Source organism: Lachnospiraceae bacterium JLR.KK002 (assembly GCA_036941025.1).
In the GTDB taxonomy this organism is placed as follows: Bacteria; Bacillota; Clostridia; order Lachnospirales; family Lachnospiraceae; genus Petralouisia.
Map to the genome: position 1 here is coordinate 3,314,616 of JAYMNP010000001.1, position 26,181 is coordinate 3,340,796.

Genomic DNA, 26,181 nt, shown 5'->3' on the forward strand with positions numbered 1-26,181 from the left:
AAGCATCTGCCATCTCCACACGGAAAGCAAATGCTTCAAATCTCCATCTCTTTTTTTGTTGCTGCCCTTACGTTCCTGCGCTCCCGGTTCGCCCGGTCTGCTTCCATTTTCCCCCTTGCAAGCCTGTCCTTCATGGATTCCCTCGCCTTCTCTTTAATCTGCTCCTTATTTGCACGGCTCACCTCCGGTTTTTGGAGCGCCGACTGGACTTTCCTTAACACTTTCTGCGCCGCATTTTTAAGCTGCTCCTGAACCGTACACAGGCACTTCACGGCGAAATCCCTTTTCTCCTGCGGGGCTTTCCGTTCCGGCGAAGCCAGCCACTTTTTGTAATCCTCCACCGCCCGGATGTCCTCCTTCTGCGTTTCCGCCCGGACGGTATCCGCCACAACTTCGCAGGCTTTCTCATAAGCCGTGTCCGCCACTTCCTCCACCAGCGATTCTATGTCTGCAATCTTCATGGTGACCGTGGCAAGGGCTGCCTGTTTTTCAGAGAGTTCCCGCTCCTTTTCCTCAATCAGCCCCTCCTGTTTTTCCAGTTCCTTTTCTTTCTCGGAAACAGCTTTTGCGGCTTTATCAAACCTCTTTTCCTGCTCTGCTATGGCTCTGGTATTCTGTGTGAAAATTTCCCTCTGTGCGGAGATTGCTTCTTTCTGCTTTTCAATGATAAAGTCCTGCTTTTCCAGATAGCCCCTGCCGCCGTAACTCGGCTCTGTCTGCAAATGTAAACTGTGCTTCGCACAAATGCGAAAAAGCATCTTCCGGCACTCCGCATCAAAGGTCTGCTTGCGGTTATTGTTCCTGCCTTTCTTCTTATCCGGGTCAGGGAGCGGCACCCCCAGTTCTTCCAGCGCCTTTTCCTGCTGGGGGCATAATTCCCCATACCTGTTTTTGCAATCGAATACATGGCGTTCATGGATATGCGGAGTGCCTTCGTCAAGGTGGAGCGCCCAGTCCAATATGTGGACGTGGGAGCCGAACCTTTCCTCCATCTCCGCAAAAAATTCCACTGCAATCTCTGCCAGCAGCTCCCCCGGAACAGATTCCTCTACTGTGCCAATCTGGTAAATGCTTTCTTCCGGGCAGGTCTTATTGCTGGTGAGCAGGTCATCCACCGTCCGGTTGCGCTCAGTATGCCTGTTTTTTTCGTTCCGCCCGTTCTGTGCCTGCACATGGTCAGCATAATGCTCATAGTAATAAATCCTTTCAATCTTCTCAAAAGAATAATCGTTTTCCCCGCCCCTCTCCCTTGTCCGGGCGGAGGATAAGCCGGTGTAGCAGTCCCAGTAAATATTCTGTTTTGTCCGCTCCGTGTCGATATGTTCACTGTTTGCCACGTCAAATCTCCGGTCATTGTGTTTGGGATTGTAAGCGCCGTTTTTCCCGGCCCTGCCGTTGTGTCTGGTCAGCTTCATCCTGTCCTCCTTCTTTTCAAGTTTCTCTCTGCGGGAAAGGCAGCTTTGCTGCCGAATCTGCCGGTTTCTGCGCCAGATAATACCCAGTACGAATTGGCGCAGGCGCCAACTCTAGCTGGGCAAGGCGTTTCACCCTTGACCCGATAAGGACTGCCGCCCTTAACCCGCCAATGGGCGTTGCCCCTTGACCCCAACAGGGCTGCTGCGCCCCTGTACCCCGCATAAAAGGTTGCCGCCAACGTGAGTGCGCTGCGCCCGCCCACGTCAAAGACGGCTCCCTTTTTCCGTATCAGAAAATCAGAACGCGCCGCGCTCGTTCTGATTTCCCACAGAAACCGCAGCCATGCCCCATGACAGCCGGAAAAACACGCCCAAAACAGGCATTTCCGCCGTCCGGGGCTTCCCTGATGTCTGATACCTCCACCGTGAACCACGGGGAAAATACCGGCTCCGCACCCGTTGTTTTGACCGTAAAACGCCCCCAAATCAGGCAATATCCTTCCCGCCCGGCAAGGGCTTGAAGCCGTGTTCTTTGGCATATGCCCTCGCCGCCGCCCGCCGTTCCTCACTGTAAGGAGGAACCAGCCGGATAGACAGCCGGGACTTATCCAGAACATAGGCCACGCTCCCTTCCGGCGTGGACTTCTCCAAATGGCACAGGAGCGGATATTTTTTGCTGAACTCCGCCAGATGCCGCTTCAAGTCCGCATTAAATGTGTAAATACTGGCTTCCTTCTCACCCTCGTTGAAGTTAACAATCGTTTCCTTTTCATACTTAGACGGCTTTCCCATAAAATCCCTCCCAGTCTGTGCTTTTTTCCACCATGCGGATATGCTTCTTTGCTTCAAAATAACTTTCCATTTCCAAACGGAGATGACGGTAAAAACAGGGATACCATTCCCCGGCTCCGCCGTCATCCAGCTTCCTTGCCAGGCACAGCACCCGGCGTTTCACCTTTTCATCCACCGTCAGGGCAGTGACCCATTTCAGCCTGCGGACGGTGTTCTCATGGCTCCCGCACCCGAAGGCATATAAAATCTTCTTTTCCTCAATGCTTAACTTCATGTTCCTTCCTCCATAATTGATAGTTTGTTTCCCTGCCGTTTTGCCTGCAATCCGTTCCTGCCCGGAATCACCCCAGCGTTTTCCGTTCCTTTGGTATGCTCCTGTCATGGCACTACTTCTCCGGGAACGGTATCACTTGCAGCCGGTCATTCTGTTTTCAATGTCCTGTGACACTGAAATCTTATCAAAATAAACCGGCTTCCCCCGCATGTCCGAAAGGCTGGAAAAATCCGTGAAAACCAAAAATTTCTACGCTTTCGGAAATGCCCCGTGCTATAATGGACACAGACCCTGTTTTGAGAGGAGGGGCGCAATGTATATAAAACTGACGCTTCAGGAAAAATTAAAAGACGAGAGAACCAGCCGCCACATGACGCTTGCGGAACTGGAAAAGGCGACAGGCATAGCAAGGGCCACGCTGGGAAAATATGAATCCGACAAATGCACGGATATAAGCCCGTTCAACCTTGCAAAGCTGGCGGAATACTACGGTCTTTCCATGGACTACCTCATGGGGCTGACCGAAAATAAGAACCACCCGAACACCGCCCTGCATGAGCTGCACTTGAATGATTCCACGGTTGACCTGTTAAAAAGCGGCGCACTGAACAACCGGCTCCTCTGTGAGTTTGTCTGCCATCCCGGATTCCTGCGCCTGCTGACGGATATGGAAGTCTGCATTGACCGGATTGCGGATATGCGTATCCATGACATGAACTTAGTTCTGGAAAAAGCAAGGCAGTCCGTCATGGAACAGCGGCAGCCCCCTGAAAACGACCTCTATATGCGTACTTTAGAATTAGGGCAGGTCAGCGAGGAACTGTTTTTCAGCCATGTCATCCATGACGACCTTGACCGGATTGTCAAAGACCTCCGCACCCGGCACGAATCCGACAAGACCACCGCCGAACTGGAAACCCCCGCAGCGGATTTCGCCCGGAATATCCCAGTGATACTGCTGGACGCCCTCATGCACAAAGGCACGGCGGACGAAAAACGGGCGTTTACTATCTGCCGGGTATTCGGCATTGACTATATGAGCCTCCCGGAAGAGGAGCGTGCCACCCTTGCCCGTGTGTTCAAGAAATCCCCCCTTCTCCCCGTGTCTGCCAGCCAGCGTGGAAAATCAAAGCTGCTGTCCCTGTTTGGGAAGAAGAAAGCGAAAGAATGACGCAAAAAGGGCTGCCATCCCCGTAAAATCCGGGTTAGCAGTCCTCTTGTATCGTGTGTCCCATGTTCAATTTTCCGGCTTTAGAGCCGCTTTTTCCAGACAGGAGCCAGCCGCATTACGCATAGACCAGTTCCGCATAGATAATTTCCTCCGCCCGGTTGCGGATAGAATTGCAGCGGCGCACCCATTCAAGCTGGTCATCCGCTTTCAATTTCTCCGTCACGCCCTCGGCGGCTTTCATCTGCTCCATGATAAGGTCAAGCCGCTCCTGTGCCTGCTCGTCCACGTCGGCAAGGTGCGTCCAGAGTTTCCCTGACAACAGCAGGCTGCAATAAAGGGCGGGGCGGGCTTCTTCCAGATAGGCTTTACGCCTGCGCCCCCAATGCCCGATTGGGCGGGATTCCTCCGTCAGCCGCAGGGCGGGAATGTAATAATCACCCACAAGAACGTAGTCAAGACCGTTGGTATCGTCATGGATTCTTTCTGGCAGTTCTTTCATTTGTGACCTCCTGTATTCAGTTTTCCAGAATCCAGTTGTTCGTGTCCCTGTTCATGCGAATTTATAAGGCAACTGAACTCTTCACGAACAAGTATGGCATATCTTTTCCGGTCTTTTGATAATTTAAACCGTAGGACTGCGACGTACCCCTTGTGTCAGAGGTATTGTAAAGGTCTATCGTTTCCTTACCTAAAATTTCCGCCATCTCTTTTAAGGTGGTCTTTTCCTTCCCTCCGAGGAATAAGGTGGTATCACAATTCCCTTCAATGGTGTCGGCATTGTCCTTATAAATCGCTTTAAGCTGCGACTTTGACTGCAAGATAATGGAAGCCGATATTTCCCGGCTTCGGATTGTGGCAATCAGCTTCTCAAATTTTGGTATTTGCCCGATATTGGCAAACTCATCGAGCAAGCAGCGCACATGGACGGGCAGCCTGCCATGATACACATCGTCCTCCCTGTCACAGAGCAGGTTGAAAAGCTGCGTATACATGATAGACACAATAAAATTGAACGTGTCATCGGTATCGGAGATAATGACAAACAGCGCTGTCTTTTCATCCCCAATCATATCCAGTCCCAACTCGTCATAGCTTGTCAGGTCACGCAGCTCCTTGATGTCAAAGGGGGCTAAACGTGCGCCGCAGCTAATTAAGATGCTTTTCGCTGTCTTGCCCGCCGCCAGTTTGTATTTTTTATACTGCTTTACTGCAAAATGCTCCGGCTCTCTTTCCTCCAGCTCATCGAACATCAAATCAACGGGATTTTTAAATTCCTCGTCATCCTCCCTCGCTTCACTGGCATTTATCATGTCAAGCAGGGTAGTGAAATTCTGTTCTTCCTCCACGCACTCATACCAGATGTACCCGATCAGTGCGGTATAATAGAGCTTTTCGGCTTTCACCCAAAAATCCTCGCCGGATTGCTGCCCCTCCCCTTTGGTGTTTAGAATGATTGTGTTTACAAGTTTCAAAATGTCCTTCTCGCTCCGGATATAAACGAGAGGTTCCGATAGGTAAGCCTTTGATGTTATCTCCAGCTTTTCCCCCGGCTAGCACCGGACATGCGACTTTCACCGCATCCGGCGCCCCATCAAGCATAGTTTCAGCAGTGATACACACTCACTTTTTCACATTAGCTAAATCAGTTTGTTACGATTTACATTGACATTTCTGCCAACCCTGCGGTAACACGCAGTTTGTTTACCTTAGTAATTTGTGCCTTATTCAATTCATACTTCTTTGTCAGTGTAGCGAACTTTATACTGTCTGTTGTTGAGATAAATTCATATCCGGCAGGCGATAAAAGCAACAGATTACGGTAACTGTCTCTGCCATTTTTACACTCATTTGATTTCCTGTAACAAATACAGTGAATCACTTCCAGTTGTTCCCCAGTGATTGCACATTTACCTTCCTGCCCGGCATAGAGAGAGATTCGGTTATCATTGAACTGTACCGTTTCTCCTGTTACCGGGTGGCGCATGAGCCAGAGCATATCTTCAACATTCAGTTTCAGATTGCTGTGGATTTCCATTCTTCCGTCCGGAGTATATGGATTGATTTTCCTGCTCTTGCGCATTGGTATTTTAAACTGCACATATGCCAGAGGTACTACTGGTGTATCTCCAATCCAGCGCATTTGCTTCGATTTTCCATACCGGTTTTTTAAATATTTGTTGTTTAGCTCGCCCTGCTTTTTATATCCATCTATCCGATGGAGAAAACGACCGTTATTCACATGAGCCATTCGGCTGAAATTCAGATTTATCCTCGTAGCAATGCAATAATAGTTCTGCATACCTATGACTTTGGCGTTGTATTCGTGAATGTTGCTCTTTATATTACTTGCTGTCTTGCTGTTTTGAATCTCTATAATTGCTTTTGAGAGTTCTTTCTGCATATGCGACATTGCCTTGTCACAGACATTTGAACTGATTACCCATGTCCTGCGTTTCCTTATCAGCTTCATACGGAACCCCAGAAATTCACTGTCTCTTTTCCTGAGATTTGTGACCTTTGATTTTTCATCAGAAATTTCCAGTTTGAGCCGCTTTAGCAGCCAGTCCTTAACCGCATGGTATGCTCTGTCAGCGTCCTTACGGTTCCTGCAAAAGATTTTAAAATCATCTGCATACCGGACTATACGCATTTCCTTGAGATTGCTCTTTTTGAGCGCCGTGTAGCTGTTGCACTTTTTCTCTGCCCCATTCGGATAATATGTGACCTTACAAGGAGACTTCATATGGTCTGCCATACCCTCCCACTGTGACGCTATCCACCAGTCCAGTTCGTTCAGGACAATGTTGGCTAACAGCGGGGAAAGTATGCCGCCCTGAGGGGTTCCCCTGTCTGGATATAAGATTTCTCCATCTGGCATTTGAATTGGCGCTTTCAGCATTGCTTTGATTATCTGAATCAGTTTGGTATCCCGTATACCCAGCGTCCATATCTGTTGTAACAGCTTTCTATGATTTACGTTGTCAAAGAAACCCTTTATATCCACGTCTACCACATAGTGGAGCTTATTCCTTTGAGCCAGTCCGTAAGCGTAGGAGACAGCGTTTTCAGCACTCCTGCAAGGTCTGAAGCCGTATGAATGTTCATAAAACTTTGCTTCGCAGATTGGCTCCATGACCTGCAATATACATTGCTGTACAATCCTGTCTATGATACACGGTATACCCAACGGTCTAAATTTCCCGTTTGGTTTGGGAATCTCTACCCTCCTTACTGTTTTTGGCACATACCTTGTAAACTGTTTTTGAATAAGAGAGACGAAATCTTCTTCTGACATATCTGCCAGGGATTCTATCGTTCTCCCATCTGTGCCTGCGGTATGGCTCCCATCATTGCTTTTAATATTTCTGAAAGCAAGCATGATGTTATTTGGCGCCGCAATGATTTCCACGAGATTATTGAATATTTCTCCATCTTTGCTTTTTGCATACAGTTCATCAAAGATGTTCTGCATGTCGTAGTATTCCGCATGGCGCAGTTTGCTTCTTTTTTTAGCTTTTTGTGTCATGTACATCACCCCATTTCATTGATTCGAGTGACAATTTCTTATTCTTACTCGACTGCATGATTAGAGAGTGTGTACTGCTGATTTTCTGCCTGACTTGTGGCCATTCCTCCGTCGCCCTCTTTTTCGCAGGCAACATCGACAGTTCGACCACGACCTTTCAGCAGAGATTCATCCGCTTATTGTTCTTCGCCGGATTATCCATAGGACTCTCTGCCTTTCCTTGTTCCGATAATTCTATCTGTGCATATATACCCTTAGGTGTTCCCTCTAAGCCTGACAGCTTGCATGTGCCTGTAACACATCACGGTGGTTCGTAACAACCATTCCTACTAGACCGCACTGTCTGGGCATGAACCCACACATACATTTCTGTATGTGGCACTTTTAGACCTTTACATTCGGGAGTTTCGTCAGGCATTGCTGCCATTCTCACCTTAGGTATTTTATAGACCCCCGGCATATGGGGTGCGCTGTCCACCTCTGGACAGGTTTCGTCAGCGTTATCTGTTACGGCACCTTTCTGCCGACTTTACCGGGCTTCACACCTCATCACAGAGTGATGACGCATGCCGGAGTATCAGGGGAGGCGTTTCAAGGCGTTACCCTATCATTCCACCTCTCGAATTATCAGTTCACAGAACTGATTAAAAACAGCGCTGTGCGCCGCCTTTTCAGCGACGAACAAGTCGCACGGTTGTAGTGCATGGATTTTTTGAAGTTAATGGTATTCAGCACCTTTACCCGGTAATGATTCTTTAAGAGCATTTTTCCGCACTCTACTAACACTGTCCCCTTCGGATCAGTGACAACGTAGGAACTGTGCATCTGCATAAGGTTTGGTTTTACGAAAAACCTCGTCTTGCCCGAACCGGAGCCGCCGATGACAAGGATATTTTTATTCCTCGCATACTTCGGCTGTTTCGGTCTGCCTGACATCATCAGCCTTTCCGTTTCTGTGAGTAATACATTGTTCTCAAACACCGGATCGACATAAGGCTCAATATCTTTCGCTGTTCCCCACCTCGCAGAGCCGTACTCCATGCCATGCCGGAATTTCTTGGCGTTCTTGGCTTTGAAATACACCACAAGACGGAGCGCAATGCCGCACCCTATCCCTATCAGCAAATCCTTTGGGTGGAAACTTGGTAACGGGTTGGAAAATAAGTCCTCCATCCCCGCCATGACCGCCATCGCCTTTGCGGAAGCGTCCTGCCCCGGCGATACCCGCCACAGCCATGCAATTTTGTCGCAGAAATACCCGGCAAACGCATAGGGAAGGTTCATAAGGAGAAGTTTCTTTTTGTCAATATTCCCCGTCTTTGCCTTCAGCTTTTCAGGGACTGACTTTAGGTCTTTGGCGATGCCCTCTACGATTTTACTCATAATGACTGCCCCCTGTCCTTCTGGTGTTCCCTTGCCCTCTCCCGGTTCTTGTCCTTGCCTGACTGCTCCCGGAACTTTGCCAGTTTCTCCTTTACGGAGATGCGGTTATGCTTTTTCTCATTAACTTTTACAAACTCCTTAAATGCCTGCGTTATCACGTCAGCATCCTTGCCCTTGAATAATACGATGTGCTTCGGCGGCTTTTCCGTCTTATCCTTCTTCACAGCAAACTGCACGTTGTACTTCTTTGCCACTCTCTCAAAGGACTTGATGTTATTATCCGTCACCTCAATGCTCGAAGCGCCCATACCCTGACCGACCAGCTCTTTCACTGATATTTTCCCATGCGGCATCTGCTTTCCCTGTTTCCGGTGTTCCAGATACATCTTCATAGCCTTTTTCAGCACGTCGGCAGTCAGCCGGGAAGATTTGAACACAAGGGCAATGGTTTTCTGTGTCACTTCCTCCTGCATGGTTTTCCTCCTTCTTTTTTTATTGCTGTACGCCCGTCAGGGTGGGACGTACAGCCTGTGGATTAAATATTTCATAAGCTCTCCTTCCCACTTCTGGACAAAAAGTCCAAAAGCTGTATTTATCCTATAAGCACCCGGAACGGATACAGGATTCGTATTCTTCCAGTCCTGCGCCTGCGTCCTCCCCGTATGACAGCTTTATGTCACAGAAGTCATGCAGTGTGCCAGATAACAGGAAATCCTTATAAAACCTTGCGAAATCGCCGCAAAACTTTTCTATGATGTGTGTAAAATCATCATTCTCACGATATTCATAGTAAATCCGCTTCCCGCCAGTGCTGCCAAGCATATCCGTAAGCTGGTAACTAAGCTCCCCTGTCTGCTTAACAGAAATCTGCATCAGATTATAGTCATTCCGCAGCTTAAAATAGGAGCTGTGGAACTTTGACGATACTGTAATGTTGGGATTCTCCCCCAACGCCGCACAGACCGCCGCCAGCCTTTTCAATAGCTCCGCTGTTGCTTTTTTCTGGAACTCTCTTTTTTTCATTGCATCCTCCATTCTGCTTCTGGACAAAAAGTCCAAAAGTTATTTAAACACAAAAAGGGCAGCTATAAACCGCTGTTTACGGTCTATAACTGCCCTCACGCTGTGTACAATATTCATTTTAATTTTCAAAATAGCTAGTATCTATAACCAAAATATTTATCTCATAGTAATTCCCATTCGTTTCAGTATCTGTTTTTCCCGATAATAATATGTTGTACAATCTACGGTTAAATCGTTCTCAAATATAATCCAATCATTTATTGACTCTAATGCATAATCCACAGCCTCCTGACTCAATATAACTCCAGACTCTTTTAAAAAGTTTATTCTAATTACAAGTTCAAGGACATAAATAAAATACCATGTTATATAATTTGCAATATCTTCTTCCGAGTTATAAATCAAGGAAGCTAAACTATTTTCTAAATACTTATAATGGTCAAAAGCGTGCCTTTCTTCAGCTAATAACACTTTGTATTTTTCTCCGTCTAACCCAAGCAAAGATATTCCTTCCTGTAATTTTTGATTATCTACAGTTTTCTTAAAAAGTCTATCATAACTACTTTTTACATTATTTGTTTCTTTAAATGTGTTTATTATAAAACCATCTGCAATATTTAATAATAGAGATAACCTATGATTTGAGTTTATTTTGCCATAATTTTCTGAACTTAAATAATAGAATGCATTCACGACGGATTTAGTCATTTTTTTGTCCGAAATACCAGCATTTCGAAATTTATCATATTTCTTTAATACTTCTGATGATAAATCCCTTTGTGATCTTCCTAGCAGTTCTGAATCATACCACTTTTTATCTGTCTTATAGAACGGTAACATAATAAGCTCTTTACAATCTTTTTTCTGTCCATCAATTTCGTATAATACTGGCTCATAAAAATATCCATCATAAAGAAATAGTAATTCCCAAATAAGTCGAAATACCTCTTTGACATTCTCATCGCCTTCAAGAAATAATACACAATCAGTATTTTTTATTTTTATATTTGCACTAATTCCTTTGTATTCTGTTTGTATTTCTTGATCGCTCCAATTACGAACATAATCCTTCACTTTCATGTTAATCATCCACTTCATAAGTTCCTCCTGACAATAATCTATTCATTTCCCATTTGTCCTACATATAATAACTGTAAAGTCCTCTAAATTAACTTCAACTATATATACTGGCTTTATTATACAGTATCAACTCGATAAATGGAATATACTTTCATAAGACCTGTCAGATAAGAATAATTCGTGAAAAAAGAGAGTTCTCTCTAAAATCACAAAAAGCATCTGCTTTCCACTCCTAAATGTCGCATAATGCAATGAAATATCTCTTTTTCTCCAATATTTCCTCCTGTCTGTCTTTGGAAAGCGTCTGGAATATCTCGTCATAGTCAAGCTCCGCAAGCGGCGTACCCAGAACAGGCGTTAAGACTTCATGTTCATACCATATCCGCCAGAGTTCCTCAAACAGCTCCAGACAATCCGAAAATGCCATTGCCGAATCAAAGCCCTCGCCCTCACTGAACCATTGCAGACGGACAAAGCCAAATCTCCCGGCATCCGCCACCATCACATCGGTCAGCTCATACAGTTCCGCAAACGCATCCGCCACTTTCCGGCATTTTGCCCGCTGTTCTTCCGTAATATATATTTCTGCCATAGCGCATCCTCCTGATCCACTTCTGGACAAAAAGTCCAAAAGTTATTTATTCTCTTTTAAACAGTAAATCGTGCAGAGGTCAGCATATAATACGCCCTCCCCGCATTTTATCGTGTCAAACAAAAGGCACTGGAACAGCACGTCACGCACACCCTCAAGGCTTGCAATCCCCTGTTCTTTTTCTGAAAAGCCTGTGCCGGGAATACCCACATCCGCCGATGCCGCCCGCCTTGCGGAGATACAGTGCGTGTAAAGTCCGAGTATATATTTATCCGACATAGGGAAAGCAAATGTTTCCTGCCCGTCATATGTTACCCTGTATTTATCCTGTTCCCCTTCCGGCAGTCCAAAGAAGCACTGCACTGTTTCCAGATAAGTATGCCCATCAAAATCCGGCTTTATTTTCTTTCCGTACCTGCGGATTGTGGAAAAGAGGGTATTCCGGTCAATAAAGGATCGGGTACGCTTAAAAGCTGGTTTCCTGCCTTTTAAGTCCATGTAAACATTATTCCCTGTCCCTTTCCCGGCAAACCTGCCATAATCGCCAATCCGCAGCAGATAGGACAGCACCTCCAGCAGCTTTTCCCTTGACGCAATCTCCTGATAAGGGGAACTGCCAAATTCTATCCTCACAAACCTTAACGGGCAGCTCCCCTTTGCAATCTCCCGTTCCATTACCCGGTCAATATCCCTCATGGATTCCATTTATCCATCTCCTTCCACTTTGGGCTGGAACATCCCTTTTTCTTCCCAACCGCCGCCATACATATCATGCTGCACCAACTGCTGGTAATAGTGGTTCATGGTGTTAGGCGCATTGTAGAGGGCAGTCACCATGTACGCCCTGATGTTGGCTATCTTGGTTGTGGTTTCCCTCATGCACCCGATAACATACTCCAAATGGGAGCTGTTCAGCTTCAGGAACTTTGATTTTACAAGCTCATAAGGGTAATCTTCCCCGTTGACCTTTACCGTCTTACGCTTCACGCACACAATCTCGCAGATAACCTCATACAGTTCCTCATACAGCCCCTTATCCTGCCAGTCCCCATATTTCATGTGATGCTCGTATTCAATATTGTCACGAATAATTTCCATGTAGGCAGTGGCATTATCCATCACATCAATCATACCATTATCCGGCTTGCCCGGTTCCTGTTTTTCTGTTTCCCTATCCGATTGATTGATAGGATTGGTATAACTCAGATCAGTATAATTAGTATTGTTATAATTAGGGTTCGATTTTTGAACTTCCAGAGGTTCGTTTTCTGAACTTCCAGAAGTCTGCTTTTTGAAACTCTTGAAGTCTGTTTTTTGAACTTCCAGAAGTTCAATTTCTGAACTTCTGGAATCCTGATTCTTGTACTTCTTGAAGTTCAGTTTTTGAACTTCTGTGGAAACATCAGTGCCTGCGGGTTCTGCCGCTGTGCCTTCCCCACCTGCGGGCGGCTCTGAAAGGACGAAGTTCTTGACATATATGATGTCCGGCTTTCCCAATCCCTGCCTTTTCTTCTCAATCAGACCAATCCCTTTTTTGCTGTCAAGCTCCGCAAGCACCTTTGCACAGGTGGCTCTGGCGCACCCCAAATCTTCCATGATGTTCTCAACCGTATAATGGATATACGCCCTGTTCTCATCATCAAACCAGCCGTTTTTCATGGATAATGCCATCCTGTCAAGCATCAGACCGTAAAGGAGTTTCGCATCACTGGATAAGCCTTTGAAACGCCTGTCTTTTATCAGCAGCCTCGGCACTCTGTAAAAGGAAAACTGTTCCGCTTCCGCACCGTAATAGTAATCGAATTTCAAACCGCTATCCATTCTGCCCGACCTCCTTCCTATTGTCTTTTCTTCCATTCATCCAATAGCTGAATGATGATGCCCTCTATTTCCTCACTGCTGCAGTCCTCCGCAAAATATTCGCTGATTTTATCCGCTTTCAGTGTCACTTTCCGTTCCTTCGGCTTTTCCTCCGTCAGTATCAGGCGCACCATTGCAAGGGTAAGTTCCCCTGTCTTGCCGTATTCCTTGATTTTTGCCGACTGCACCATGCTGACGTTACAGCCTTTTTCCTCTATAACCTCCTGTACCCACTGCTGCGCTTCCTCCACCAGAAAGGAAATATCCACGCCCTGTGAGAATCCGAGCTTTTTATTATCTACCATGACAAGGAGTTCATCAGACAGGCGGGAGAGCCAGATATACCGCTGAACCTTTTTTGCGTTCTCCCCGGCGGCTTCCCCCACTTCATCAAGGGTGTTCTTCCCTGACTTCTTCCCCTGATGCTTCATGGCTTCATATTTCATCTTATAGGCTCTCGCCTTTTCGCTTGGCAAGATGTCCTCCCGCTGGATATTGGAATCCACCATGATAATTGTAGCTTCATCATCGGTGTAATTGCGGACAATCACAGGCATTTCCGTCTTTCCGGCAAGTTCCGAGCCACGTTTGCGGCGGTGTCCGGCTATGATTTCATAGCCGCCGCCCGCCCTCGGTCTTGCAATCCCCGGCACAAGCACCCCGTACTGTCGGATACTCTCGGTTGTTTCCTCCATCTTCTCATCATCTTCCACCCGGAACGGGTGGTCTTTGAATGTATAAAGTTCTGCCAGCGGCGCATTGACAATCTGCTCCGCCCCGTTTCCCTGTGCGGCACTCCCGCCGAATAAATCATCAAATTTTTCCAGCGTAATCTTTGCTGCGCTCCCCGATTTTGCGTTACTGCCCATCCGCAAGCACCTCCTTTGTCAGAGAATCATAGGCTGACGCCACTTTTCCCTTTGGATCATGCTTATAAATGCTGATGCCCTCCGCTGAAATTTCCGCCGCCCGGACAGAAATGGGAATAACATTGGCAAATATCCTCACCCGGCTTCCATAGGCTTCCTTCAGCATGGAGCTGATGTCCTTTGCGTAATTCGTCCGGCTGTCCACCATTGTAAGCAGAATCCCCTCAATCTCCAGTTTCGGGTTAATCTGCCGCTTTACCTTACCGACCGTCTTAATAAGCTGCTGCAAGCCTTTGACGGGCAGATATGCCGCCTGTACGGGTATCAAGATGCTGTCGGCGCTGGCAAAGGCATTTATGGTAATCATGCCGAGGGAAGGCATACAGTCAATCAAGATATAATCGTAGCTCTCCTTCACAATCTCTATGTATGACCGGAGTACTGTTTCCCGGCTCATCACATTCACAAGGGAAACTTCCAGACCGGAAAGCTCGATGTTCCCCGGCATTAAGTCTATCCCTTCCTCATGGTGGAGAATGCCTTCTCCCGGCTCTACTTCCTCGTCATTGATTAAGTTCCCCATAATGGTTGCAAGCGTGACTTCCAGACTGTCCGGCTCTGTAAAGCCTAAACTTGCGGTCAGACTGCCCTGTGCGTCCGCATCAATCAGAAGCACCTTCTTACCCTGTTTTGCCAGCCCGATGCCTAAGTTGCTTGTGGTGGTGGTCTTGCCGACTCCGCCTTTCTGGTTTGCGATTGCGATTATTTTACACATGATAATTCTCCTTTGCTTTCTACTGGTTTTCTTTTACGTTGCTTTTCCTGACTTCCACATAAGTCCTGTAATATTTCTTTGTCCCTTTGTTTGGGAACATATCGGAAAACTCCGTCACTTCGATTTTCGGGTTCCTCTGTAAAATCTTCCCGAACCACTTAATATCGTTCTTCGTTCCCATAAGCCTGACTTTTAACATCAATCCCGTCCTCCGAACATGGCGTACAGATCATGGTTATACGTTGCGTATTCCGGATAGCGTATCTGTATCGCCTGCCAAAAATAGGGCGCATAGGCACAGCAGAACAGTTCTTCCACTGTGTACCGTCTGCACTCGTCCACCTGTTCCTCCGCATCATCATAATCAAGGACACTCGGCGTACCGTTGCAGTAAAGGTTATACGCCATCCTGACTACTTTCACGCTCCCGCTGGTCTGCCAGCCTTCATGCAGGCACTCCGTTTTTACACAGCCTGTCTTAAAATCATAGATACTGTAAATGTTCCTTCTTGTGTCATCACTGATACCAAGACAATATACAAGCGCTTTGTGGTATACGTCCTGATACCTGACCTCTTTCAATTTTTCGTAGTAGAATTTTTCATGTGCATCGCTGATAAAAATAATCGCTTTCTCTGCTCCTAACGCTGTACTACTCATGTTCATTTCCTCCATTTCCTATTTTGTTTTTTGACCATAACAAAAGGACACTTCCCTAAAATTTTCTTTTAGAAAAATGTCCTTATCGTACAAAATATTGAATTGGATTTATGAGTACAACTATTCATTAACGCTTATTATTCTTCATTATGCGTTGTAAAATTGTTGTAAATTTGTTGTAGTTTACAAGTCCAAGTACCGCAAACCCTTGATTTTACTGGTCTTTTCCGCCAAGCGTTTTCATTGTGGGGAACAGCAGCACATCCCGAATCGCCGGCGAATTGGTCATCATCATCACCATCCGGTCAATCCCGAAACCAATTCCGCCTGTAGGCGGCATTCCGATATTCAGCGCATTCAGGAAATCCTCATCGGTATGGTTGGCTTCCGCGTCTCCGGCAGCCAGCAAAGCCTCCTGGGCTTCAAAACGCTCCTGCTGGTCAACGGGGTCGTTCAGCTCGGAATAGGCATTGGCCATTTCCCATCCGTTCATGTAGAACTCGAAGCGCTCCACATACTCCGGATTCTCCGGTTTCTTCTTGGTCAGCGGAGAAATCTCAATGGGATGATCCATCACAAAAGTGGGCTGAATCAGATGAGGCTCCGCGTATTCCTCGAAAAACAGATTCAGAATATCGCCCTTTTTATGTCTGTCCTCATATTCAACGTGATGTTCATCTGCCAGCTTTCTGGCTTCTTCTGTGGTATGAATTTCATTAAAATCCACATTGGCATATTTCTTCACCGCATCCACCATGGTAATACGCTCAAAAGGCTTTGACAAATCCATCTCATGTTCACCGTATGTGAGAATTTCTGAGCCTGTCACCTCTTTTGCCACATAGCGGTAAAGGTTTTCTGTTAAATCCATCATGCCATGATAGTCGGTGTATGCCTGATACAGCTCCATTAAGGTAAATTCCGGGTTATGGCGGGTATCCAGACCTTCGTTGCGGAACACACGTCCAATCTCATATACGCGCTCCATACCGCCTACAATCAGCCTCTTCAAATAAAGTTCCAGAGAAATGCGCAGCTTCAAATCCTCGTTTAAAGCATTAAAGTGAGTCTCGAAAGGCCTTGCGGCAGCGCCGCCCGCATTGCTTACCAGCATGGGGGTCTCCACCTCCATAAAGCCCTGGCTGTCCAGGTATTTCCGGATACTGCTCAGGACTTTGGAACGTTTTACAAAGGTATCCTTTACCTCACTGTTCATAATCAAATCCACATACCGCTGACGGTAGCGAATATCCGTATCAGTCAGGCCGTGGAATTTCTCCGGCAGAATCTGAAGGCTTTTGGAAAGAAGGGTCACTTCCTGGGCATGAACAGAAATTTCTCCGGTTTTGGTTTTAAACACCTCGCCCTTAATGCCCAGAATATCCCCCACGTCATATTTTTTGAAATCTTTATAGCTGTCCTCACCGATGCTGTCTCTGGCAACATAGGCCTGAATATTTCCCTGCAAATCCTGCACATTGCAGAAAGAAGCCTTTCCCATAACACGTTTGAACATCATTCTGCCCGCTACGCTTACGGTCTGCCCTTCCATGGAATCAAAATTATCTTTGATTTCCATGCTGTGGCTGGTAACGTCATATTTTGTTATCTGAAAGGGATCTTTTCCATTATCCTGCAAATCCTTTAATTTATCGTGGCGGACCTTTAACAGCTGATTCAAATCCTGTTCCGCCGGCTGATTGTGCTGCGCCATTTTCTCTTCCTCCATTCCGGTACTTTGCTTCTAATTGGAGCGCTGGATTTCCAGTACCTTATACTCCAGGACGCCTGCCTGGGTTTCTATGCTGACCGTATCGCCCACCTTAGCCCCGATTAAGGCTTTACCTACCGGAGATTCATTGGAAATCTTGCCCTGCAGGCTGTTGGCTTCCGTGGAGCCTACGATTTTATATTCCAGTTCTTCCTCATATTCACAGTCGAAAATCTTCACGCAGCAGCCCACATTAATCTTGTCCAGATCCACTTCATCTTCAACCACGACTTCCGCGTTCTTTAAAATCTTTTCGATTTCCTCGATTCTGGCCTCTATATCGCGCTGTTCATCCTTTGCAGCGTCATATTCCGCATTTTCAGAAAGATCTCCCTGCTCTCTTGCCTCTTTGATTTTCTGGGCAACTTCCTTTCGTTTTACCACTTTCAGTTCGTGCAGCTCTGTTTCCAGCTTCTGCAGCCCTTCGTAAGTCAGTAAATTTTTCTTTTCCATAACACAACACCTTCCTAAAGTTTATTTATCTTCATACAAACATGTTTCTGATTTTTCTGTCCTCTTATCTGTACTGTCTGCCGGAATACTTATCTTTAACAATTACCGTATTATACCCGACAGGTATGGAAATGTCAAGATTCTCCATGATTTTGACCCTGCTCCAGGGCCTTTTATACACGGGAATATAAAGGATATTTTCCTGCATATAGCGATGATGGCAGCAACCTTTTTTCTCCATATCCAGAATCACATTTACCCCTGTCATGGAAATTTCCTGCCTGTCCTCAAGCTGAACCACCAGTCCCGTATCCTCATACATTCTTTCAATATATGCCTGAAAATATGCAGGCCGGTCCGTGGCAATTTTCAGAAAATTCAGTCCCTGGGAAATCTGTTCCAGCACCTGTTCCACATCATCCTCATCCAGCATGGACTCCGGAGGCGTGTCCGTATCCAGAAGCAGCGGAGAAAATATCCGGTAATCCAGACCATACATTTCCAGCACCTGTTCCAGAATCATACGCAGTCCCGGCAGAAAAGGATTTCCTTCCGGCAGTAATTCCTCCGGCTCTGTTTCTTCCTTCTGATTTCTTATGCATTTCCCAAAGAAATCCCTGATTCGGCTTCTCAGAGATTTCCTTTCCCGTATGTCTTTTTTTATGGCTGTCCCTCCCGGAATCTCTTACAGTTTCTTTAATATATGACTGTCCGGTCCCGCATATACCTGAAATGATTTTAATTGCTCAGGATTCCTTTTCCTGCTCTTCCCTGTCAGAAAAAATATATGCCTGAAACAGTTCTTCCAGCTGCTCATACGTCTCCACTTCGTTGATTTTTCCGCGAAGTTTTGCCGAATTCCGATAGCCTCCCGTATACCAGGCGGCATGTTTGCGCATTTCCCGGATTCCCATTACCTCACCTTTCAGTTCAATCTGGCTTCTGGCATGGCGCAGAATCATCCTGGCTGCCTCTGTCACATCAGGCCGCTGCAGTTCCTCTCCTGTTTCCATAAAATGCAGTATCTGCCGGAAAATCCAGGGATTTCCCTGGGCGCCCCGGCCTATCATAAACCCGTCGCAGCCGGTCTGCTCTTTCATCTGCAGCACATCCCGGCCGGTAAGCAAATCTCCGTTTCCAATAACCGGAATGGAAACAGCTTCTTTTACCTGACGGATAATATCCCAGTCTGCCTGACCGGAATAATACTGCTCTCTGGTTCTTCCGTGGACAGCCACAGCGGCGGCTCCCGCCTCCTGGGCAATTCTGGCTATTTCCACCGCATTCACATGCTCCTCGTCAAATCCTTTGCGGATTTTCACCGTTACAGGCTTTTGAATGGCCTTCACAACTTTTGAAACAATTTCAAATACCAGTCCGGGCTGTTTCATCAGCGCGGAGCCTTCCCCGTTATTGACAACCTTCGGTACCGGACAGCCCATGTTAATATCCAGAATATCAAAGGGCCTCTCCTCAATCTTTCTGGCCATCTCGCTCATAATTCCGGCGTCTGCACCGAATAGCTGCAGAGATACGGGACGCTCCTGTTCCTCTGTGGCCAGCAGAAGCTCCGTGTTTTTATTATTGTAATAAATTCCTTTGGCACTGACCATCTCCATACAGAGAAGCCCCGCCCCCTGTTCTTTGCACAGCAGGCGAAATGGCAGGTCGCATACTCCTGCCATCGGTGCCAGAATCAGATTATTTTCCAGTTCTACATTTCCTATTTTCAGTTTTTCCATCTGCTTTATTTTCCGCGATTCTGCTTATTGTAAATCAGGCGCAGCCCCTGCAATGTCAGGTTCGGGTCATAAATATCAATGGCGTCCGTTTCTTTTGCTATGATTTTCCCAAGGCCTCCGGTGGCTACTACCTTTAAATCGTGATATCCCGTCTCTTTTTTTGTCTGTTTTATGATATATTCCGTCTGTCCAATCTGCCCGTAAATCAGTCCTGCCTGCATACTGCTGATGGTCTCGCGGGCCAGAATACTGGGGGGCTTGCGGATTTCGATTTCCGGCAGCTTCGCCGCTTCCTCCCACAGCGCCTTGGCAGAGGTACGGATTCCCGGTGCGGTAACTCCGGACACAAAGGCTCCTGTCCCGTCCACCAGGTCATAGGTGGTTCCTGTTCCGAAATCAATGACAAATACCGGGCCGCCATACAACTCATAGGCGGCTGCCGCGTCCACAATCCGGTCCGCTCCAATCTGTCTGGGATTCTCCGTGGCAATGCGAATTCCTGTTTTAATCCCTGGTTCCACAATCACCGGATGAATATCAAAATATTTGATAAAAGAACTTAACAGGGAATGCATAACGTTGGGCACGACGGACGCAATAATCACGTCTTTGATTTCCTCCGGCTGAATCCGGTTGTGGGCCACCAGATCCCGCACGCAGATTCCGTATTCATCAGAGGTCCGCTGGAGCTTGGTGGTCATTCGGAACGTGGCCTCCAGTTGTTCCCCGTTAAAAATTCCGAAGGTAATATTGGTATTCCCCACATCCACAACTAATAACATTTCTATTCCTCCACATCTTCCGGGGAAATCTCCTCTCCCAGGAAAAAAACTTTATAATACAGCTCCAGAGATTCCAGCAGCTCCTGTCTGGTCCGCTGAAACTGCTTTACTTTCAGCACGCTTCCAATATCATCATAAAGTAAATCCCCCTCGTCAGCTCCTGTCTGAAACTGCAGTCTCCCTTCCGAATCAAACAGCAGGGTCAGCACTCCTCCGATATCTTCCGTATACAGTACGCACATGATTTTCAAATCATCTTTAATGCTCTCCGGTAAATCCTCAAAATCCGGATTCAGATAGTATTTCTTCGTATAAGCGCTGGAACCGCAGAGTATGATTTCTCCCAATCTGTCTGCACGTCGTCTCATCATAACCTCCCATCATCCCTCCGACTGCCGGGGATTTCTGATTTTCAGGCAAAACTCTCATACATAACCGTAAATACCCCGGACAGACACTTCTCCCGAAGAAATTTTTACCAGCTCCTGTTCCCGCTCTACCATAAGCCGGCCGCCGGCGTCAATGCCCAGGGCCTTTCCTTCAAATTCTCCCAGCGGGTCCAGAACCCGTACCTGGCGCCCGCTGTTCACCAGCAGGGAATTATATTCTTCCACCAGTGCGGACAAATCCTGGGTCTTAAGATAAATTTCATAATAACGCTCAAACTGGCTCAGCACCTTCCCCAGCAAACATGCTCTGGAAATTTCCAGCATCCTTCCTTCCCGTTTCAGCTCCAGATCCAGGGACGTGGCCGTCTCTGCAATTTCTTCCGGAAATTCGCTCTGATGGACATTGATACCTGTGCCCACCACAATATGATTCACATAATCTACCTGAGCGCTCATTTCCGTCAGAATACCCACAATCTTTTTCCCGTTCAGCACAATGTCATTGGGCCATTTAATCCCTGCTGCCAGTCCTGTTACTTCATTGATTCCTTTCACTGCGGCAAGGGCCATAACGAGAGTCAGCATGGGGGCATTGGCCGGTTCAATTTCCGGCTTCAACAGTACGGTAAAAAAAATCCCCTGGCCATGAGGAGAATTCCAGTTTCTTCCCCGCCTTCCCCGGCCGGAGGTCTGCATATCAGTCACCACTACCGTACCGTGGCCTTCCCGGCCTTTCATATTTTCCGCTATCCGCTTTGCTTCCGTATTGGTGGAATCCAGTTGTTCAAAATACCGGATGGGACGTCCCAGCCACCTGGTCTGCAGCCGGCTTTCCAGTTCATTTTTCGATAAAATATCGGGCGCAGATACCAGCCGATATCCCCGGTTACGAACCGCTTCAATTTCATATCCGGCTTCTTCCAGTTGTTTGATTACTTTCCAGACCGCCGTTCTGGACACTCCGAATGTTTCGCACAGTTCCTGGCCGGAAATAAACTGGCCGGCGTCTGCCTGGCGCAGCATCTGTAAAATCTTCGTTCTCATACATGCCTCATTTCAGAGTTGCATACATAATGGCCTTAATACTGTGCATTCGGTTTTCCGCCTCGTCAAAGACCACCGACTGCTCTCCCTCAAATACCTGGTCTGTCACTTCCATTTCAGTCAGCCCGAATTTCTCATGAATCTGTTTTCCAATGGCAGTTTCCAGATCGTGGAAGGCTGGCAGACAATGCATGAACACAGCGTTCTTTCCGGCATTTTCCATAACTTTCTGATTCACCTGATAAGGCAGCAGCTCTTTAATCCTGTTTTCCCATACTTCTTCCGGTTCTCCCATGGACACCCACACATCGGTGTAAATCACGTCCGCATCTTTTGTCCCTTCCATGACATCCTCTGTCAGAGTCACAGAACCCCCTGTGGCCGCTGCGGTTTCCCGGCAATAGTCCACCAGCTCCTGCTCCGGAAAATAATTCCTGCTGGTACATGCCACAAAATCCATACCCAGCTTTGCACAGGTTACCATCAGGGAATTGCCCATATTGTAGCGGGCGTCTCCCATATATACAAATCTGATTCCTTTCAGCCGCCCGAATTTTTCCTGCACTGTAAGCATGTCCGCTATCATCTGTGTGGGATGAAATTCATTGGTCAGTCCGTTCCATACCGGAACTCCTGCGTATCTGGCCAGTTCTTCCACAATTTCCTGTCCGAAACCGCGGTATTCTATTCCGTCGTACATCCTGCCCAGTACCCTGGCGGTGTCTTTAATGCTTTCTTTTTTACCAATCTGGGAACCTGAAGGATCCAGATACGTCACACGCATACCCAGGTCATGGGCTGCCACCTCAAAGGAACAGCGTGTCCTGGTGCTTGTCTTTTCAAATATCAGAGCAATGTTTTTTCCCTTTAATTCATCATGGGCGACACCCTGCTTTTTCTTCTCCTTTAACGTTCCCGCCAAATCAATGAGATATGTAATTTCCTCCGGGGTAAAATCTTTTAACTTTAAAAAATTTCTTCCTTTTAAATCCATGTTTCCACTCCTTATATCAATCTGGAGCATGTGGAAAATACATAAGTTCCCTTCGCCCTCAGGACTCCGGGTCAGGTATTTTCAAACATGCTCCAATTATTATATTTAATTTTCTTTTCCGATTTCCACCACTGATTTGGCCAGACCTGCCAGCCCCTGAATCTCGGAAGGAATAATAATTTTCGTAGCTTTTCCGTCCGCTGCTTTTGCAAATGCTTCCAGGCTCTTTAACTGAAGCACGGAACTGTCCGGAGCCGCTTCTTTCAGGAAACGAAGTCCGTCTGCATTGGCCTTCTGAATTCTCAGGATTGCTTCCGCCTGACCTTCTGCTTCCCGCATGGTAGCTTCTTTCTTGGCTTCTGCCCGGAGAATTGCCGCCTGTTTTTCTGCTTCCGCATCCAGAATTGCGGATTCCTTCTTACCTTCCGCTACCAGCACGGTTGCTGTTTTCTCACCTTCCGCCTGCGTAACGGCCGCCCGGCGTTCACGCTCTGCCTTGGCCTGCTTCTCCATGGCGTCCTGAATCTGCTGGGGCGGAATAATATTCTTAAGCTCTACACGGTTCACCTTAATTCCCCAGGGGTCTGTGGCCACGTCAAGGGAAGCCCTCATTTTCGTATTAATCAGTTCTCTGGAAGTCAGTGTTTCGTCCAGCTCCAGATCTCCGATAATATTACGAAGCGTAGTGGCCGTCAGATTTTCAATGGCCATAATGGGATTCTCCACCCCATAGGCAAACAGCTTGGGGTCTGTAATCTGGAAATATACCACCGTATCAATCCGCATGGTTACGTTATCCTTGGTGATTACCGGCTGGGGTGCAAAATCCACCACCTGTTCTTTCAACAGTACCCGTTTCGCCACACGGTCGATAAAGGGCACTTTAAAATGCAGGCCCACGCCCCAGGTTCCCTGATATCCGCCCAGACGCTCAATGACAAGAGCGTGTGCCTGGGGTACAATTTTAATACATGATACCACCAGAATCAGAGCCAGAATTATAAACAATACCAAAACAATATATCCTGCCATATAGAAATCCTCCGTTCATTTTTTATTCTTCATTTTCCTTTTTCCTGACCAGCAGTTTCACACCGCTGATTTCCATGATTTCCACCAGAGTTTCATCGGGAATAATTTCATCATCCACTGACCTTGCAGACCATTCCTGTCCGTTGACGCTGACCATGCCCTTTGCCCTCAGGTTGTCAATTTCCTGCTGCACCACGGCTGTCTCCCCAATCAGGCTTTCCGCATTAGTCTTAATGCGGCCCTTATTAAAAAATTCTACGGCCAGAGGTCTTGTGACCGCCAGCAGCACCACCGATACCACAATAAACAATATGGTCTGCACCAGTAATCCGGCTCCCAGCAGACTGGCCAGAAATGCCACCAGCGCCCCGCCTGCAAACCAGATGGTGGTCAGGCCCAGGGTGATAATCTCAATGACAGCCATGACTACCACTACAATTAACCAGAAAATACCTTCCATAAATTCCCTCCTTTCAGGGGTATGGCTCCTGTTAGCTATCTTACTATATTTTTACGCATAATACAACATTTAATCCCTGTTTTGGCGATTCTTTGGTAACAGAACAAAGCGGACAGGTCCGCTTCATTTACGGTATGTCAGAGCATACACAGTATGCTGAACATATCGTCCTCCCCTCTCAGCCTGAAAGAAAAGACCTGGCTGCTTTGCTGCGCCGAGCACAGTCGCTTTAGCGACATATTTCCTCTTGTGCGAGTGCGCATAATTGTTTTTTCTTACAGGAAGACACTTTTACGCTTTAGCGTGACAAGGTCTTTCCTGCTAGGAGAACAAACAGTGCAGGATATTTCGTCCTCTATGGAACAACATATCCTGCACCGTCCTGTATGATTATAAAGCTCGCATATGAAATTTAGAAAAATACATGATTTCCAATTACAATTCCTGACATTCCGGAAGATACGCTTCGGAAACTGGTGGCTCCGCCTACATTGCTTGCCCCGCCGATGGCTTCCTGTGCCGCCTGCAGGCAGCTTCCGGACACGCCGCTGGCCAGTACGCTGGCCAGACTTCCGCTGGAAGCCGGAGTAAACTGTCCGCTCTGGTAAATAACGCCGGAAATACTTCCTGCATAGCCTGCCCGGAGACGGTTCATAACAACTGCGCCTACCGCAAGTTTGCCTTCGTAAGGTTCGCTGCCTGCCTCACACTGAATCAGTGCTCCCAGCAATGTAACATCATCATAAGAAGCTGATACCGCTCCCCGCTGCGAAACACTGCCGCCGGCCTGCTGTGCTGCCTTTCTGGCTTTTTCCGCTTCTGCTGCCGCAATGGCTGCGCGTTCTTCTTCAATGGAAATTGCTTTTCCAAGTTTTAACTCAACATCTACGTATTCTGCACTGATATATCCGGTGCCTTCTTCCATTTTTACTGCCACCCAGCCTTCAGCGGCTTCCATGTCAGTATCTACTTTAACTTTGCCGCCTTCTTCCAGTACGTCCAGAATTTCTGTTTCTTCGGAAGCAGAGGCTTCTTCTCTGACTCTTACGCCTCCGGTAGTGGCGGTAGCATATACGGTTCCCACTTCATTTGCAAGGCGCTCTGCTTCCAGCCCCACCACGCAGAATTCATTTTTCACATATCCTTCCACGCTTCCGGAACTGATTTTCGTCCATTCATCTCCTTTTTCGAGAATGTCTGCGGACGCCCCTTTGTGCAGTTTTCCTGCAAGTTCCGCTTCGTCGGAAGGCTCCGTACGAATATTCAGATAATCTTCTACATTCGGTAATAATTTAGAAGCCCAGGGGGAAACCTCCTCGCTTCCCATTGCCACCAGACTGTCTACAACAGGGGCTTCTGTTTCCTCTGCAGATTCCTGCAGCTTTTGTGTTTCTTCCACAGATTCCTGTGTCTCTTCCGGGGATTCCTGCGGCTCTTCCGGGGATTCCTGCGGCTCTTCCACAGATTCCTGTGTCTCTTCTGCCCCTTTCGCTTCCTCAGTTTCTTCCGGTGTGGCAGTTTCTTCTGTATTAACTTCCGCAGGAGCTGCTGCCTGTTCCGGCTCCTCTGCGGTTTCTGCAGGAGCTGCTGCCTGTTCCGGTTCTTCTGCGGTTTCTTCCGGGCCGGCTGCTTTCTCCTGACTGGAAATTTCCTCTGTATTTTCTGCTGTCTGTTCAGGCTCATTTTCTGCCATGGCTGCTGCTACCACCTGTTTTACCACTTTTTCTCTGGTGGCTTTCTCTGACCCATTGCCTACTCCTGCCGGTTCTGCTGATAATTCTACTTCCTGGCTGTCTGGTGCCTGAACTGTTACGTTTGTGCCATACACGGAAGAAACTGTCATCACCAGTGCAAAAGCTGTAACGATTCCGCTTTCCATAACCCTCTTGAATTTCATAGTTGACCTCCTGAATTTCTGCTAAAATAACATTGAAAAATTTTAAAAAAATGTATGTTATTTTATTCAATTTTGTTACAAATGTTACGAACTTGTTACACTATAGCAAAGAAGTTGTAAATTGTCAAGCTGTCAATTTCTTACAGTTCCCCGAATCACAGATTTTTCCCCTTTATTTTTGTAATATTTTATGGATA

27 protein-coding genes and 2 pseudogenes are annotated in these 26,181 nt (G+C 47.0%); 1 reads left to right on the top strand and 28 read right to left on the bottom strand.

Features of this window, described 5'->3' with window-relative positions; genetic code table 11:
• Positions 1–35: 35 nt before the first annotated feature.
• The 3 genes from VSQ32_16160 to VSQ32_16170 all read right to left on the bottom strand — a co-directional run bounded on the left by VSQ32_16160 (position 36) and on the right by VSQ32_16170 (position 2,589).
• Positions 36–1,415 carry a serine/arginine repetitive matrix protein 2 gene (locus VSQ32_16160; GenBank protein ID MEH2944345.1) on the bottom strand — a complete coding sequence of 460 codons (1,380 nt, stop codon included), beginning with the start codon at positions 1,413–1,415 and terminating at the stop codon, positions 36–38.
• 486 nt (positions 1,416–1,901) lie between these two features.
• The gene (locus tag VSQ32_16165; protein MEH2944346.1) at positions 1,902–2,207 is read right to left on the bottom strand and encodes a molecular chaperone; all 306 of its coding nucleotides are present in this window, start codon (positions 2,205–2,207) and stop codon (positions 1,902–1,904) included.
• Entirely contained in the window at positions 2,191–2,589 is a 399-nt protein-coding gene (locus tag VSQ32_16170; protein MEH2944347.1) for a hypothetical protein, read from the bottom strand. Before VSQ32_16170 ends, VSQ32_16165 begins: the two co-directional genes overlap by 17 nt.
• Before the next feature lie 205 nt (positions 2,590–2,794).
• Here VSQ32_16170 and VSQ32_16175 point away from each other — a divergent pair, with 205 nt between their 5' ends.
• Entirely contained in the window at positions 2,795–3,652 is an 858-nt protein-coding gene (locus VSQ32_16175; protein MEH2944348.1) for a helix-turn-helix transcriptional regulator, read from the top strand.
• 115 nt (positions 3,653–3,767) lie between these two features.
• Here VSQ32_16175 and VSQ32_16180 read toward each other — a convergent pair whose 3' ends face one another.
• The 25 genes and pseudogenes from VSQ32_16180 to VSQ32_16300 all read right to left on the bottom strand — a co-directional run bounded on the left by VSQ32_16180 (position 3,768) and on the right by VSQ32_16300 (position 25,984).
• Positions 3,768–4,151: a TnpV protein gene (locus VSQ32_16180; protein ID MEH2944349.1), complete on the bottom strand. Its 384-nt coding sequence runs from the start codon at positions 4,149–4,151 to the stop codon at positions 3,768–3,770.
• 103 nt (positions 4,152–4,254) lie between these two features.
• A pseudogene (locus VSQ32_16185) lies at positions 4,255–5,148 on the bottom strand (type IV secretory system conjugative DNA transfer family protein).
• Positions 5,149–5,309: 161 nt separating this feature from the next.
• Positions 5,310–7,178 carry a group II intron reverse transcriptase/maturase gene (gene ltrA, locus VSQ32_16190; GenBank protein MEH2944350.1) on the bottom strand — a complete coding sequence of 623 codons (1,869 nt, stop codon included), beginning with the start codon at positions 7,176–7,178 and terminating at the stop codon, positions 5,310–5,312.
• 633 nt (positions 7,179–7,811) lie between these two features.
• Positions 7,812–8,561, bottom strand: a pseudogene (locus VSQ32_16195) (type IV secretory system conjugative DNA transfer family protein).
• Positions 8,558–9,034 (bottom strand): PcfB family protein, encoded by a 477-nt coding sequence (locus tag VSQ32_16200; protein ID MEH2944351.1) that lies wholly within the window; start codon positions 9,032–9,034, stop codon positions 8,558–8,560. The pseudogene VSQ32_16195 and the gene VSQ32_16200 overlap by 4 nt, the downstream one beginning before the upstream one ends.
• A 124-nt stretch (positions 9,035–9,158) precedes the next feature.
• Positions 9,159–9,584: a hypothetical protein gene (locus tag VSQ32_16205; protein MEH2944352.1), complete on the bottom strand. Its 426-nt coding sequence runs from the start codon at positions 9,582–9,584 to the stop codon at positions 9,159–9,161.
• Between the two features lie 156 nt (positions 9,585–9,740).
• Positions 9,741–10,682 carry a hypothetical protein gene (locus VSQ32_16210; protein MEH2944353.1) on the bottom strand — a complete coding sequence of 314 codons (942 nt, stop codon included), beginning with the start codon at positions 10,680–10,682 and terminating at the stop codon, positions 9,741–9,743.
• Between the two features lie 214 nt (positions 10,683–10,896).
• Entirely contained in the window at positions 10,897–11,256 is a 360-nt protein-coding gene (locus VSQ32_16215; protein ID MEH2944354.1) for a hypothetical protein, read from the bottom strand.
• A 42-nt stretch (positions 11,257–11,298) separates the two neighbouring features.
• Positions 11,299–11,961: a hypothetical protein gene (locus tag VSQ32_16220; GenBank protein MEH2944355.1), complete on the bottom strand. Its 663-nt coding sequence runs from the start codon at positions 11,959–11,961 to the stop codon at positions 11,299–11,301.
• Positions 11,962–13,077, bottom strand: a complete 1,116-nt coding sequence (locus tag VSQ32_16225) for a DUF6017 domain-containing protein (protein MEH2944356.1) — start codon at positions 13,075–13,077, stop codon at positions 11,962–11,964.
• Between the two features lie 17 nt (positions 13,078–13,094).
• Complete coding sequence (locus VSQ32_16230; GenBank protein MEH2944357.1) at positions 13,095–13,985, bottom strand: ParB/RepB/Spo0J family partition protein; 891 nt, start codon at positions 13,983–13,985, stop codon at positions 13,095–13,097.
• On the bottom strand, positions 13,975–14,760 hold the full coding sequence (locus VSQ32_16235) for an AAA family ATPase (protein ID MEH2944358.1): 786 nt from the start codon (positions 14,758–14,760) through the stop codon (positions 13,975–13,977). Before VSQ32_16235 ends, VSQ32_16230 begins: the two co-directional genes overlap by 11 nt.
• 19 nt (positions 14,761–14,779) lie before the next feature.
• The gene (locus VSQ32_16240; protein MEH2944359.1) at positions 14,780–14,959 is read right to left on the bottom strand and encodes a hypothetical protein; all 180 of its coding nucleotides are present in this window, start codon (positions 14,957–14,959) and stop codon (positions 14,780–14,782) included.
• Entirely contained in the window at positions 14,959–15,420 is a 462-nt protein-coding gene (locus VSQ32_16245; protein ID MEH2944360.1) for a DUF6075 family protein, read from the bottom strand. The genes VSQ32_16240 and VSQ32_16245 overlap by 1 nt, the downstream gene beginning before the upstream one ends.
• A 214-nt stretch (positions 15,421–15,634) precedes the next feature.
• Complete coding sequence (gene lysS, locus VSQ32_16250) at positions 15,635–17,134, bottom strand: lysine--tRNA ligase (protein ID MEH2944361.1); 1,500 nt, start codon at positions 17,132–17,134, stop codon at positions 15,635–15,637.
• Positions 17,135–17,164: 30 nt separating this feature from the next.
• Positions 17,165–17,644 carry a transcription elongation factor GreA gene (gene greA / locus VSQ32_16255; protein MEH2944362.1) on the bottom strand — a complete coding sequence of 160 codons (480 nt, stop codon included), beginning with the start codon at positions 17,642–17,644 and terminating at the stop codon, positions 17,165–17,167.
• A 64-nt stretch (positions 17,645–17,708) separates the two neighbouring features.
• On the bottom strand, positions 17,709–18,167 hold the full coding sequence (locus VSQ32_16260; GenBank protein ID MEH2944363.1) for a hypothetical protein: 459 nt from the start codon (positions 18,165–18,167) through the stop codon (positions 17,709–17,711).
• Positions 18,168–18,390: 223 nt separating this feature from the next.
• Positions 18,391–19,386 (bottom strand): tRNA dihydrouridine synthase DusB, encoded by a 996-nt coding sequence (gene dusB, locus VSQ32_16265; GenBank protein MEH2944364.1) that lies wholly within the window; start codon positions 19,384–19,386, stop codon positions 18,391–18,393.
• Positions 19,387–19,391: 5 nt separating this feature from the next.
• On the bottom strand, positions 19,392–20,168 hold the full coding sequence (locus VSQ32_16270; protein MEH2944365.1) for a type III pantothenate kinase: 777 nt from the start codon (positions 20,166–20,168) through the stop codon (positions 19,392–19,394).
• 2 nt (positions 20,169–20,170) lie between these two features.
• Positions 20,171–20,536: a DUF6145 family protein gene (locus VSQ32_16275; protein ID MEH2944366.1), complete on the bottom strand. Its 366-nt coding sequence runs from the start codon at positions 20,534–20,536 to the stop codon at positions 20,171–20,173.
• 57 nt (positions 20,537–20,593) lie between these two features.
• Positions 20,594–21,601 (bottom strand): biotin--[acetyl-CoA-carboxylase] ligase, encoded by a 1,008-nt coding sequence (locus VSQ32_16280; protein ID MEH2944367.1) that lies wholly within the window; start codon positions 21,599–21,601, stop codon positions 20,594–20,596.
• Positions 21,602–21,608: 7 nt separating this feature from the next.
• Positions 21,609–22,595 (bottom strand): ornithine carbamoyltransferase, encoded by a 987-nt coding sequence (gene argF, locus VSQ32_16285; protein MEH2944368.1) that lies wholly within the window; start codon positions 22,593–22,595, stop codon positions 21,609–21,611.
• Positions 22,596–22,700: 105 nt separating this feature from the next.
• Positions 22,701–23,627, bottom strand: a complete 927-nt coding sequence (locus VSQ32_16290; GenBank protein MEH2944369.1) for an SPFH domain-containing protein — start codon at positions 23,625–23,627, stop codon at positions 22,701–22,703.
• 22 nt (positions 23,628–23,649) lie between these two features.
• Positions 23,650–24,087, bottom strand: a complete 438-nt coding sequence (locus tag VSQ32_16295; protein MEH2944370.1) for an NfeD family protein — start codon at positions 24,085–24,087, stop codon at positions 23,650–23,652.
• Between the two features lie 412 nt (positions 24,088–24,499).
• Complete coding sequence (locus VSQ32_16300) at positions 24,500–25,984, bottom strand: cell wall hydrolase (protein MEH2944371.1); 1,485 nt, start codon at positions 25,982–25,984, stop codon at positions 24,500–24,502.
• Between the last annotated feature and the right edge of the window lie 197 nt (positions 25,985–26,181).